This window comes from Micromonospora sp. CA-263727 (genome assembly GCF_050942455.1).
GTDB lineage: Bacteria > Actinomycetota > Actinomycetes > Mycobacteriales > Micromonosporaceae > Micromonospora.
In genome coordinates, this window is record NZ_CP192031.1 from 2,811,692 (window position 1) to 2,824,530 (window position 12,839).

General features: G+C 67.2%; 6 protein-coding genes and 4 pseudogenes. 6 read left to right on the plus strand and 4 right to left on the minus strand.

Annotation, left to right across the window (positions count from 1 at the left end; genetic code table 11):
* Positions 1-73 precede the first annotated feature (73 nt).
* Together ACQPYA_RS12470 and ACQPYA_RS12475 are read left to right on the plus strand one after the other, a co-directional pair.
* On the plus strand, positions 74-1,567 hold the full coding sequence (locus ACQPYA_RS12470; protein WP_433533483.1) for an ISL3 family transposase: 1,494 nt from the start codon (positions 74-76) through the stop codon (positions 1,565-1,567).
* Positions 1,568-1,594: 27 nt separating this feature from the next.
* Positions 1,595-2,305 (plus strand): annotated as a pseudogene (locus ACQPYA_RS12475) (IS256 family transposase); the annotation flags it as partial.
* A 119-nt stretch (positions 2,306-2,424) separates the two neighbouring features.
* On the opposite strand, the gene ACQPYA_RS12480 reads toward ACQPYA_RS12475, so the two are convergent.
* The 3 genes and pseudogenes from ACQPYA_RS12480 to ACQPYA_RS12490 all read right to left on the minus strand — a co-directional run bounded on the left by ACQPYA_RS12480 (position 2,425) and on the right by ACQPYA_RS12490 (position 6,276).
* The gene (locus tag ACQPYA_RS12480; protein WP_433533485.1) at positions 2,425-2,925 is read right to left on the minus strand and encodes an LLM class flavin-dependent oxidoreductase; all 501 of its coding nucleotides are present in this window, start codon (positions 2,923-2,925) and stop codon (positions 2,425-2,427) included.
* A 110-nt stretch (positions 2,926-3,035) separates the two neighbouring features.
* Positions 3,036-3,500, minus strand: a pseudogene (locus ACQPYA_RS12485) (LLM class flavin-dependent oxidoreductase); the annotation flags it as partial.
* A gap of 1,099 nt (positions 3,501-4,599) precedes the next feature.
* On the minus strand, positions 4,600-6,276 hold the full coding sequence (locus ACQPYA_RS12490) for an IS1182 family transposase (protein WP_433532746.1): 1,677 nt from the start codon (positions 6,274-6,276) through the stop codon (positions 4,600-4,602).
* A gap of 986 nt (positions 6,277-7,262) precedes the next feature.
* Here ACQPYA_RS12490 and ACQPYA_RS12495 point away from each other — a divergent pair.
* Positions 7,263-7,473 (plus strand): annotated as a pseudogene (locus tag ACQPYA_RS12495) (IS5 family transposase); the annotation flags it as partial.
* A gap of 158 nt (positions 7,474-7,631) precedes the next feature.
* Positions 7,632-7,943 (plus strand): annotated as a pseudogene (locus tag ACQPYA_RS12500) (transposase); the annotation flags it as partial.
* Positions 7,944-8,028: 85 nt separating this feature from the next.
* Here the strand turns inward: ACQPYA_RS12500 and ACQPYA_RS12505 are convergent.
* On the minus strand, positions 8,029-9,804 hold the full coding sequence (locus tag ACQPYA_RS12505; protein WP_433532508.1) for a reverse transcriptase domain-containing protein: 1,776 nt from the start codon (positions 9,802-9,804) through the stop codon (positions 8,029-8,031).
* A gap of 559 nt (positions 9,805-10,363) precedes the next feature.
* Between ACQPYA_RS12505 and ACQPYA_RS12510 the strand changes: the two genes are divergently transcribed.
* On the plus strand, positions 10,364-11,308 hold the full coding sequence (locus ACQPYA_RS12510; RefSeq protein ID WP_433533466.1) for an IS701 family transposase: 945 nt from the start codon (positions 10,364-10,366) through the stop codon (positions 11,306-11,308).
* Between the two features lie 88 nt (positions 11,309-11,396).
* Complete coding sequence (locus tag ACQPYA_RS12515; RefSeq protein ID WP_433532747.1) at positions 11,397-12,806, plus strand: hypothetical protein; 1,410 nt, start codon at positions 11,397-11,399, stop codon at positions 12,804-12,806.
* The last annotated feature ends 33 nt before the right edge of the window (positions 12,807-12,839 follow it).

Here is a 12,839-nt window from a genome sequence, read left to right on the forward strand (position 1 = left end):
GTTTGTGGAGCGGTTACTGCCGCATCTCTCGCTTCTGTTCATCGAGACGGTTGAGCAGCGTGACGGCGTCGTGGTGCTGTCCGCGCGGGTCCGGGCGGAGACCGCGCGGTGTGGTCGGTGTCAGCAGCGGTCAGCCAGGGTTCATGGCCGGTATCAGCGCCGGTTGCGGGACGTCGCGGTCGCCGGGACGGGGTTGCTGCTGGAGGTGTGGGTCCGGCGGTTTCGGTGTGACAACACCATCTGCCCGGCGCGGACGTTCGTCGAGCAGATCGAGGGGTTGACCAGTCCGCATGCGCGATTGACGCCGGGGCTGCGGGGCGTGTTGACGCAGCTAGGTCTGGCGTTGGCCGGGCGGGCCGGTTCCCGGTTGTCGTCGGTGATCGGGGTCGCTGCCGGTCGCGACACGTTGTTGCGGCTGGTGAAGGCGCTTCCGGACCCGCCGAAGACGCCGATCACCGTCCTCGGCGTCGACGACTTCGCGTTCCGCCGAGGTCGTCATTACGGCACTGTGCTGATCGACATGGACAGCCACCGCCCGGTCGACATGTTCGACGGCCGCGACGGTGACGGCCTCGCCGAGTGGCTGCGGCAGCACCCCGAGATCGAAGTACTCTGCCGGGACCGGGCCGGCGGATATGGCGAAGGCGCCCGCTCCGGAGCCCCACAGGCGGTTCAGGTCGCGGACCGGTTCCATCTCTGGCAGAACCTGGGTCAAGCGGTCGAGAAGACCGTCAACGCCTATCGGTCCCGACTCGTCGCTCCGGCACCCCCGCCAGCGGACGACACCATGCCCGCCGAGGTGCAGCCGCTACCCGAAAAGAAGATCGTGACCCGCCTGCGCGAACACCACACCGCCGTTCACCAACTGGCTGCCCAAGGACTGAACAAGTCCGCGATCGGCCGCAAGCTCGGCCTGCACCAGGCCACAGTCCGCAAATACCTGAACGCCGCCAGCTTCACCGAGTTGACCGCCGTCACCGAGCAACGCGCGCACTTGGTCGACGACTACGTCGCCCACCTGCACCAGCGCTGGAACGAAGGAGAACGCAACGCCACGCAGCTGTTCCGAGAGATCAAACAGCAGGGCTATCCCGGCGGAGAACTGGCCGTCCAGCGTTACCTACGCCGCTTCCGCAAAGGACTCGGCCACGCCCCGCACCCCGGCCCGAAACCGCCATCGGTGCGTCAAGTCACCTCGTGGATCATGACTCACCCTGACCATCTCGACGCCCGTGACGCGACCAAGCTTCACGAGCTGCGCAGCCGAGATCGGGACATCAACCGGCTGGTCAAGCACGTGCGAGACTTCGCGGTCATGATGACCGGCCGCCACGGCGACCGCCTGGAGGTGTGGATCACCGCGGTTGAAGTCGACACTCTCACACCGCTGGCCGGGTTCGCCCGCAACCTGCGCCGCGACTTCGACGCCGTCCGCAACGGCCTGACCCTGCCGCACAGCTCCGGCGCGGTCGAAGGCAACATCAACCGCCTCAAGATGATCAAACGGCAGATGTTCGGCCGCGCTGGCCTCGATCTGCTGCGCAAACGCGTCCTCCTCGCACACTGATCCCTTCACACAACCAGCGACAGAGCCAAGATCAGGGACGGCAAGGTCGCGAACCGGCCGATCTACGTCGCGCTCGCGGTGACCGTCGACGGCCACCGCGACGTCCTCGGACTGTGGGCCGGTGACGGCGGTGAGGGCGCCAAGTTCTGGCTCCAGGTACTCACCGAGCTGCGTAACCGTGGTGTCGAGGACGTGTGCATGGTGGTGTGTGACGGGTTGAAGGGCCTGCCCGAGGCGATCGGGCAGACCTGGCCCCTGGCGGTGACCCAGACGTGTGTCGTGCACCTGCTGCGGGCGTCGTTCCGATACGCGGCCCGTCAGCACTGGGACGCGATCGCGAAGGCGTTGCGGCCGGTCTACACCGCGGCGACCGAGCAGGCCGCGCAGCAGCGGTTCCTGGAGTTCGCCGAGGTGTGGGGCGACCGGTACCCGGCGATCGTCAGGCTGTGGACCAACTCGTGGGCGGAGTTCGCGCCGTTCCTGGCCTTCGACGCCGAGATCCGCACGATCGTGTGTTCCACCAACGCGATCGAGAGCGTCAATGCCCGCATCCGCAAGGCGGTCCGCGCCCGTGGCCACTTCCCGAACGAACAGGCAGCGCTCAAGTGCGTGTACCTGGCGGTGATGTCCCTGGACCCCACCGGCACCGGACGCAAACGCTGGGCCATCCGCTGGAAGGCGGCCCTGAACGCCTTCGAGATCGCCTTCGACGGCCGACTCCGTACCGGGCGTAAGTAGCTATTTCACCTCAGTTACACCGAAAACTTGACAGACCCCGGCCCGGCGCTCGGCTGGTCGCCGGCCACGTGACCGGGCCGCGCCTGGCCTGCCGGCGTCTGGACCTGTGGTCGCGACGCTCAGCCGCGCAACAACGGGAGCAGTTGGTCGCCCTGCCGCCGGATCTCCGGCAGATACGGGGTGTCGGAGAGGATGAAATGGGTGATACCCAGAGACTGGTAGCGGCGCAGGGACTTCGCCACGTCCTCGGCTGAGCCCACCAGCCAGGTGGTGCCGGCACCGCTGCCACCGTAACGGCCGGGCGCGGTGTAGAGATTGTCGTCGAGCACCTCGCCGCGAGTGGCCAGGTCGAGCAGGCGTCGCTGACCGACGGCGGCGTGCCAGTTCGGATCTCGGGAAATGGCGCCGTTGGCCATCTCCGCGACCCTTGCCTCGGCTGCTGCCCACGCCTGCTCAGTGGTGTCGCGCACCACCGTGGTGACCCGTAGGCCGAACTCCAGCGGCGGGTGCTCACGCCCCAGGCGCTCGCTGAGTTCCTTGAGCCGGTCGATCCGCTCGTGCACGTCGTCGAGGGGCTCGCCCCAGAAGAGCTGGACGTCCGCCTCGGCTGCCGCAACCAGCTCGGCGGCGGGGGATGCACCGCCGAAGTAAAGCCGCGGGTGGGTACGCGCGGGTGGGTACGTCCGGGCCGCACGACCGGTCGTGTCGCAACGGTGGAACCGGTCACCGAGAAGTGGTCACCCGAATAGGTGACGTTCTCCTCAGTCCACAGTCTTCTCACGATCCGGATGAACTCCCGGGTCCGGGCGTAGCGTTGGGTTTGGTCGCCCTCGTGGTCACCGTAGGCGGCGAGGTTGTCCCGCCCGGAGACGATGTTGATCAACACGCGGCCACCGGTCAGGTGATCCAGGGTGGCGGTGGCAGCGGCGAAGTTGGCGGGTCGCCAGTAGCCGGGCCGGGCGGCGATCAGCGGTCGGAACGTCGTCGTCTGGGCAGCGAGCGCGGTGGCGACGGTGAAGGTGTCCGGCCGTCCCCAGCCGGTGCCGAGTAGTGCTCCACCCCAACCGTGCTGCTCCAGTGCGAGGGCATGGCCGGTGAGTGTTCGCAGGCTGTTGTGGCTGTCGACGACATCGTCACCACGGTGGCCGGGGTGGATCTCATTGGGGATGTACCAGAGGATCTCGAGATTGGTCAACGGAGGCCCTTATCTGAGTCGTGACCGACGATCGGTCGACGGGCAACGCCGATGCGGCCGGTCTTCTGCGCGGTCCCGTACCGGGATCGACTGGTGTTGCCTGAGGGTGAACGTCGCCGATTGCTCACCCATGCTGCGGGCACTGTCGAGGAGCCCGCAGCCGCTGGGGTCATCGGGTGTCCGAGATGGGCCCGCCGTCGGCCCAGCGGTGACTGCCGTCGGCCCATCCGGTCAACCCCGGTGATCGAGATAGCCTATCTATCCCATAGGTATTGTAGAAACGTCGCATGGCGGCATGCCAGCGACGGACCTGCGCGTGGTCGTGACGGCGGCCAGTGATTGGCCGAATTTCGCGGTGGCGTAACCCGCCGATAGGTGGGCTCGGCCCGCCGCAGCGGCAGTGTCGACGTGGGGGTCCCGGCAGGCCAGCAGCAGGGCCTGGCGGGGGAGGACTCAGCCGCGGCTTGCTGGTGGAAGAACGCCGCCGTCGACTACTGGAGGGGTGCTCTCCGTGGATCACGACGGCCGGCTGCTGCGGCAGAGGGAGGCGTCGGCTGGGCAGCACCGAGTATACACGAGCCAGTGCCTGGACCTCTGCGACCAGGCCAACGTGATCGTGGTGCATCCCACTGCGGCGGCCAGGTGGAAAGGCGCCCGTCCGGCCTGGTCCGACTTGGCCGCCTCCGATCGATGATGCCCTGACGCCATCCCCGCGCGCTGAGGTCATCGACCAGTTTCCTCATGGGCTCCGGGGTCGTCTTGAGCGATACGGCCTCCGTCGTCGTGCGGGGGAGGCCGAGTCTCGCCGACTACCGCATCGTTGACCACGAATGTCGGTAGCCGCGCAGCTGTTCTGGACCTTCTGCGCGGGAGGTCTGATGTGGTACTCACCGGAGTTGGACGGTCCTGATCCGCGCGGCAGGTGGTTGCGGCAGTCGGACCGGCGGGGCGCCTGCGGACATGGCGTCCTACACCACCATCGGATTCTGCGGGGACTCGGTTCGCCTTCCACGGGCGGATGTCGACCCGTGTCGACGACGCGCTGAGACTGGCTCTGGCGCACATTTTGGATGCTGTTGGTGATCTTGGAGTTTGATCATCAACTGGCGCGGAAGAGTTCTTGCAGGCGGCTTCGTGGGCGCTGACGCTGGTCGGGTCGGTGTTGAGCGAGTCGGATGATGTTGGTGCCGTCGGCGGTGAGGACGTGTTGGACGTGGGTCTTTGCGAGCCCCCGGTACCGGCAGTGGCGTAGGCCGTGCGCGCGGACAGTCTCGGAGACGGTGGCCTCGCATCCGGCGCGCAGGTCGTAGCGCCGTTTCCACTCGGGGGTTTGCTGTTGCGCACGGGCCTGCGTCTGGATGCGCTGCAAGGGCTCGGGTAGGAGGAGCAGGTGCCGGCCCTTGCCATCGACGTTGCCGGTGCACTGCTGCCGGACGGTGCAGGCCCGGCAATCCGCCCGGCGAAACAGCACCGACAGGCGAGGTTTGCCGTCTGCCACGGTCGGCTTCCATCGCGGACTGACCGTGCCTTTCGGACAGGTCATGGTCTCGGCCCGCCAGTCGATGTCGAAGTCTTCCTTGGCGAACCCGGGCCGGTCGGCGGCACGCGGATCCTGGCGGACTGGCCCGACGATCGTTATCCCGTAAGCCGTCGACGCCTGGTGCACCGTCTCGGGAGTGACGTAGCCACTGTCCAGAAAGTGCTCCGCCGGCGCCATGCGCTGCCCGACCAACGCGGAGTGGATCGCATCGACGACACCGATGTCCTGCTGCGGAGCCGGAGTCGTCACGACGTGCACGATGATGTTCGGTCGTTCCTCGTCGCAGGTCTCCGTCTGGTGATCCTTGTACCCGACCCACTCGACCTTGCCCGGCTTGTGGCTGAACCGGGCCTGCGGATCGTGTGGCGACACGATCTCCACGCTCGAGAACGGCCCGCGGGCCGGCTCCGCCTCGTCATCGGTCCCCGTGACGACGCGACGCCGCCGCGTCGTGCCCTCCCGGCTCTTACGAGCCCGCGACGCCTTCGCCTCCCGCCACCGCAACTGCCCTGACTCGTCGTACCAGTACTGCTGAATGCAAACCTGACGCAGCACCTCGACAGCAGCCACCGCCGAGCCGGCCGCCGGGGCGTTCGGACCGTAGACGGCACGCAGCAGGGCGATGCCGTCACCGCCGACCTGTTCCACATACTCGCGCAGGGCGACCGCCCCTGTCGGCTGCCGTTCGTGACGCACCGACCGGCCATACCGCTGCGCCCACTCCGGCGGCATGACACCAGCAAGCCACACCTCGTCCACCTTCGCCAAGGCCTCCAACGCCGCCCGCACCGTCTCGGCGACCAACTCCACCCGACTCAACCGGCGCACCGCCGCGAGGACATGGGTGGAATCCGTACGCTGCCGGCCCCGCGCCCGCACCAACCCCGCCTCTGCCAACCGATCCACCATCACCGCGAGCAACCGATCAGCCCGATCACCCTCGGCCAGCCGGTCCCGGAACTCGCTGAGCACCGAATGATCGAACCCCGGCTCGGTCAACTCCATCCCCAACGCGTACTTCCAGTCGATACGACACGCCACCGCCCGCGCCGCCTGCCGATCAGTCAGGTTCTCCGCATACTGCAACACCGACACCAACGCCAACCGAGCAGGCGACAACCCCCGACGACCATCGACCGGGAACCAGCCAACGAAGTCGTCATCAACGAACAGGTCCTCCAACCGATCCCGCATCACCATCGCCGGAGTGCCCTTCGGATTGGCAGCCCAGGCCACCCGAGCCGTCTCCGCCGGCACCAACGAAACCGAACCACGCCCCATCGACATCCCGCTACCCCAACACCAAGAGTCCCTCAACTCTGGCAGCGACGCGCCCCACCCGGTCACAGGGTCAAGATCACCAACAGCATCCAAAATGTGCGCCAGAGCCAGTTCCAGTCCGCCGTTGACAACCCGGGAGTTCCAGGATTGGCTGTCGTCGGCGCGGTGGCAGCGCGACGTCGCCGAGCAGGCGATCGCGGGCTGGGATGTGATCGGGGCCGACTTCTTCGACTCCGGATTCCCGCCAGATGCCGTGGCCGCGGCGCCCGCAAGCCGCAAGCCGCGAGCCTGCTGGCAGCCTGCCCGACCCCGGCAACGAGCATCACCTGTCACTACTGGCCCTGCGCGGCGTGGACTCCAAACGGGAGGTCCAGCGCTCCCGGTTTCGGGCGAAGGCGGCCATGTGAGCCCAGGTGATCGAGCAAGGCCGCCTTCTGGAACCAGGCCACGACCCCCGGCGCGCAGCCCGGCTCAACCCGAGGCCGTGGGCCATGCGGCGCGGCCCGCCCAGCTGCCGACAACACCCCGCGCTGCTCATCTGGCTGGCGGGGAGTCGATGGTGGCGGGGGAGTGGTGCGACGACTCCTTTACTCGGCCGGTTTATGCTTCAGGTGACCTGGACAAACGTGCGTGAGCATGCCGCTGGGCCACCGGACTACTGGGGGTCAAGGGGTCGTCGGTTCGAATCCGGCCGTCCCGACAGCGAGAGGGTTTCCGCAGGCAGAGACTTGCGGGAGCCCTCTTTTCATTGATCGGCATGGATGCCTGGTCTGGCACGCCGCTGTTGGACTCCTTGACTCGGGCAGGTGCCGAATGCCACTCCTCGATCTTCAGAGCTCACCGTCGGACTGTCCCGGACCTGGTCCGGGTTCCTCCGCGACTGGGACCGGTCGGGAACTATCCGGAGACCACCCGCTACAACTACCTGTTAGGACGCCCACCGCAAGGCCAAAGGGTCCAAAGGCGGACGTCCGCCCGCCTTCGACCCCGTGCTCTACCGCCGGCGTCACGCCGTGGAGTGCGGCATCAACCAGCTCAAACAACACCGCGCCATGGCCACCAGGTACGACAAACTCGCCGTGCGCTACGAAGCCACCCCTCACCATCGCCGCCATCAACCAATGGCTACGCGCCCCACGAAACACGGCCTAGTACGGCAGCCGCCGTTCGTGAGGTGACCTCGGATCCCGCGGGAATGAGGACGGCCACCGCGTGATCGTCTGTGCGTTGTGGACACAACATCAGACCGTGCGGTGGCCGAGAGCCACAGCGTAGAGCCTGCCCGGTGGCGACGAGCCATCGACCTGGTGATCGACTCTTTCACCGGCCGGTTCTGCCGGGTCGAGCCCCGCCGGGCTGCAGCCGGGTTCGTCACCGGGCTGCTCGCCGACCTGCGGATCAAGACGTGCTGGCAGTTGGCGGAGCAGGCCGGACACGGCCGGCCGGACGCGATGCAAAGGTTGCTCTACCGGGCGAAGTGGGACGCGGACGCGGTGCGTGACGACGTGCGGAAGGTCGTCATCGACCGGCTCGGTGACCCTGATGGGGTCTTGGTGGTCGACGAGACCGGGGATCTGAAGAAGGGCGTGCACACCGTCGGCGTCGTGAGGTGGGGCGCTGGCGAGGTGCCTGCCTGGGCAGGTCCTTTTCCGGCGCCCTCCTCCCGAACCGGACAGGCCCGTTTCCGGGCATCCGGCTCTCCAGTGACTACTGCGTGATTGCGGCGTTGCCGGAGTGGATCTGGGTGTGGCAGTCGGCGCAGACGATGAGCGTTTTGCGTCGCCGTTTGACCATGATCTTCGTCCAGGTGCTCTTGCGTGACTGCTTGTCCCGATCGAGGTCGGCGAGTTTGCGGACGTGATGAACTTGGATGTCCACCGTGCCGTCGCAGACCTCGCACCGCCCGGCGAGGAGCCGGTTGATCAGCTCTTTGCGGGCGGCGATTGGGACGGGGCGGCGGTCGAGGACGACCGCTGTCTTCTGCCGCTTGAGTGGTATGCCGCCGAACCGGGCGACCAGTGCTGGCCTGCCCTCGCGCTCGACCCGGGCTTCGAAACACCGCCGTTTGCCGTGCGGGGTGTCGATGGTGGTCCGGTGCTTGCGGGCCATTGTCGACACCGCCGAGCGGTGTTTGAGTGCCAGGGTCTTGAGCATGGAGGTTTCCATGATCCAGCGAAGCCGGCTCAGTCGCCAGACGTCGCCGGCGGGCAGGTAGTACTGGACGATGCCTCGGTACTCGGCCCCGTAGGTCGCGATGATGGTGTGGTCATCGTGGTTGACCAGTCGGGTCCGATGCGCGGGTTTGCCGCGTTGTAGGTACCGGGCACATTTGGCCGTGATAACCGTTTTGGGCACGCGTAACGCGATCGTGCCGTTGACCGTCCGGTTCCCACGATGGTGCATGTGGTCGCCGTGCTGGACGGTGATCTCGTAGCCGAGGAACCTCGCCGCGCTGGTGCGGGCGTGCGTGATCAGCGTCTTGTTCTCGGACAGTTCCAGCTTGAGATCGTCACGAAGGAACTGAGCGATGCGCTGTTTGATCTCCTCGGCCTCGGCTCGTGGTCCGACGAACCCGAGCAGGGTGTCATCGGCGTAACGCACGTAGCGCAACCGCCGGTAGCCGGGATCGTTCGGGTCTCGGCTGGGTAGGCGGTGCAGCTGCTGGCGCAGCTTCCTTGCCGTGGTGCGGTCACCACGAACACGTGCCCGTGCGGCCGCGTCTTGCACCCGGCAGTACGCGCGGTTCTTGGCCCGGCGTTCGCCTCGGGTGTACTCGGGGATGAGTATGTTCTCAACAAACGTGTCCAACCGATGCAGATAGATGTTCGACAGGATCGGTGAGATCACCCCGCCCTGTGGCGCGCCGCTGAGCGTGGCGTTCCAGATCCAGTCCTCCAGGTATCCGGCTGTGAGCATGTTACGCAGTAACCGCAGAAACCGGTTGTCGTGGATGTGCTCCGCCAGCGTCGACAGCATGACCTGGTGGTCCAGCGTGCCGAAGCAGTCGGAGATGTCACCCTCGATGAACCAGGCCGTCGCCGTCCAGGTCGTCGCCACCTCGCGTAACGCGGTGTGGCAGCCCCGAGCGGGACGGAACCCGTGGGACCGGGCGGAGAACTTCGGCTCGTAGTACGCCTCCAACAGCAGACGCATCACCTCGCCGACGAGCTTGTCCGACCAGGTAGGCAAGCCCAGCGGCCGTCGCTTCCCGTTCTTCTTGGGGATCCAGGTCCGCTTGACCGGGCTGAACCGGTAGCGCTCATGGCGCAACGCATCGATGATGCGACCGATCTTCCCCAGCGACATGCCGTCCACGGTTTCCGCGCTGGCACCCGGTGTCATCGCGCCGCGGTTGGCGTAGATGCGCCCGTAGGCCAGCAGATACAGCTGCGGGTTGAACAACTGTCGATACAACTCATCCAGCGGCAGGCCACGCCTGCCGCGCTCACGCAGGACACCCAGCACCGTTTCGGCGCTCTGCATTTCGCATACCTCCCGATTCCTGTGGTGTCCGATCACCTGCGCTCCTTCGCCCTGCGGACGGCTTTCCCGTCCTCCTCGGCCGGACGTGACCCCGGCGACTACTACGAGCGCTCCGTCGCCGTAGGGCTCGCACCCCGTAGGCGATCCCGCGTTCGTCTCTGTTGCACGTCAGCACGACGTAGGCGACCCACTCATCTCCTTTAATGCCCTCGCTGGGCATCGCCCTGCGTCCGGAGGATGCCCCGACCACGCTGCAAAGCCGAGGCAGGACGCGGCACCGGTCCCAGGCGTCAATTCCGGCGGATGGTACTTTTCATCGTCTGGAGATTGGGTTTCAAGCAATCCAGCCTTCGCCATATCGCGCGGGTCCCACGACGCGTCACGTCAACGCCTGACCATGACCGCCGGTTTCCTGGCATGCTCTTGTCCCCGATCACCTTTCAGCTACGGGTAAGCCATCAGACCCAGGAACCTCCCTCCAGTTCCTCCCAGCTGAGCTGGGGATACAACAGAGCGCCTCGCGGCGCACCAGCGCCAGTACACCGGAACCGCTGGGCGGATCGAGAATGCCCAGGTCGGGGTGTTTCTGGCCTATGCGAGCAGGCACGGTCACACCCTGATCGACCGGCGGGTCTACCTGCCGAAGTCCTGGACCGACGACCGCCAGCGGTGTGAACGGGCGGGCGTCCCCGACGATGTCGTGTTCGCCACCCGATCCGAACTGGCCGACGACATGATCAGCGCCGCGGTGAAGGCCCTGGTCCCGGCCCGGTGGGTCGCCGCGGACGAGGCCTACGGCAACAACAGCCGACTGCGGAGTGCACTGCGCAAACTCCGCCTGGGATACGTCCTGGCGGTCTCCTGCGATCACCTCGTGCCGATCGACGGCGGGAAGACCCGCTGCCGCGCCGACCGACTGGCCGCGGACCTGCCCGCCACCGCATGGACCCGGCGCAGCGCCGGCGACGGATCGAAAGGGCCGCGGTTCTACGACTGGGCCTGGCTGACCGACGTCGGCGCCGACGGTGACCCCGACGACGACGGCCGGCACAGTCTGCTGGTCCGCCGCAACAACACCACCGGCGAGATGGCCTTCTACCGCTGCTGGACACCCGGCTCCGCTACCCTCGCCCAGCTCGTGCGGGTAGCCGGAATCCGGTGGATCGTGGAAGAAGGCTTTCAGGCCGGAAAAGGTCAGGCCGGTCTCGACCAGCACCAGGTCCGCCGCTGGACGTCCTGGCACCGGTTCACCACCCTGGCGATGGCCGCCCTCGCTGTCCTCGCGATCTGCGCCGCCGACGCCCGAACAACGGACCGTCCCGCCCCACCCAACATGATCGAGTTGACCACCAACGAGATCCGCCGCCTGATCAACGTCCTGCTGATCCGGCCGACCCACAGCATCGCCCACCGTTTGCACTGGTCAAACTGGCGACGCCGACACCAAGCACGAGCCAGACGAGCTCACCACGCCCGCCGCCTCAACCTTGAGACTCAACCATGATCACAAATGGCGGCTGCCGTACTAGGCTCTGAAGTCCGGTCGACGTACCACTCATCCGGAGCTGTTCCTGTTCACCTCCTGGGCCGACGTGCAGGAGTACGCCGAGAACGACACCGCCGGCCAGGCCCTCAAGGCGATCGTGACGCTGGTCGACGCCTACGGGCCGGACGTGATCATGGACGCGGTCGACCGTCTGACCGACGAGCGCACCGCGAAGGTCACCGTGTCCACTGCGCACAAGGCCAAGGGCCGGGAGTGGTCGCGGCTACGGATCGGCGACGGCTTCGCGGCACCGTCGGTCGACGACGACGGGAATCCGCGCCCGCTACGGGCCAGTGAGGCCCGCCTGATCTACGTGGCGGTCACCCGAGCCCGCCACCACCTCGACCCGGTGGGGATCACCTGGATCGACGACTACGAGAACGCCACCGAGGCGGCCGGCGACGGCACGGTGGCCGGGCGACCGATGATCGAGCTGAGCCTGACCCGCCAGCTGAGGTACCCGAACTCCCCGATGTCGCAGTTCTTGGCCCAGCACCTGCCACACAGCGCGGCCGTCGTGCAGGACTACCTCCGGCGGATCTGCGACCTGCCCCGCCCGGTGCAGCCACTCGACGTGAAATACCCCGACTGGTCGGCGCTCGGCCACGCCATCGACTTCCGGCTCAGGCTCTGCCTGGGTAGTCCATTCGGCGCGCCGGTCAACATCGGCGTCGACGCCGTCGGCAGCGGCCTGCCCCTCCGAGGCGCACCCGCGCCACCCGTACGGGACGCCCTGCACCGGGCCGGACGCGACCTGATCTCCATGGTCGACGTGTACCTGCACGGCGACGACGACCTCGACGGGGAGATCTTGGGCCGCCTCTGTTTCGTGGCCGCCTACTACGAGGACATCTACCGAACCGGTGAGATCCGGCGGTACAGCATGCTGACCGGCGCCACCCCGGCCACCACTCTCGACAATCTCCTCACGGCGGTCCCCGACTACGCCATCGAGGACATCAACCGGCAGTTGGCGATCGCCGAGGAGCCGTTCGGACCGTTCCTCGAACTGCCCGCCACCGCCCGGATCTGCGGTCCGACGTTCCTCGGCAGCCAGGACATCGGCGGAGCGGACGCCGACTTCATCCTCGACGGCCTACTGCTGGACTGCAAGGCGACCATCCAACCCCGCAGGCTGGGCCGCGACGAGATCTACCAACTTGCGAGCTACCTGCTGCTGGACTACGACGACCGGTACGGCATCGACCGGGTCGGCCTGTACCTGTCCCGGCAGGGTGCCCTCGTCACCTGGAGCGTGCCGGACTTCCTGCGCCGCCTCGGCACCACCGGACCGGTCGGTGACCTGCGTCGGCGGCTGCGGGAATACCTTCACCGCCGGCGCGGCGCCCGCCTGGCCACCAGCCCGCAGCCCGACGGTGGCGCCAGTTCGCTCAGGTCTGGAACAAGACCTGGCGCTCGCTTCTCGGCGTGTCGAATGCCCTGGGTGCTCCGGTAAACCGTCCTGGGTTCGGAGACGTGGCATAACGGC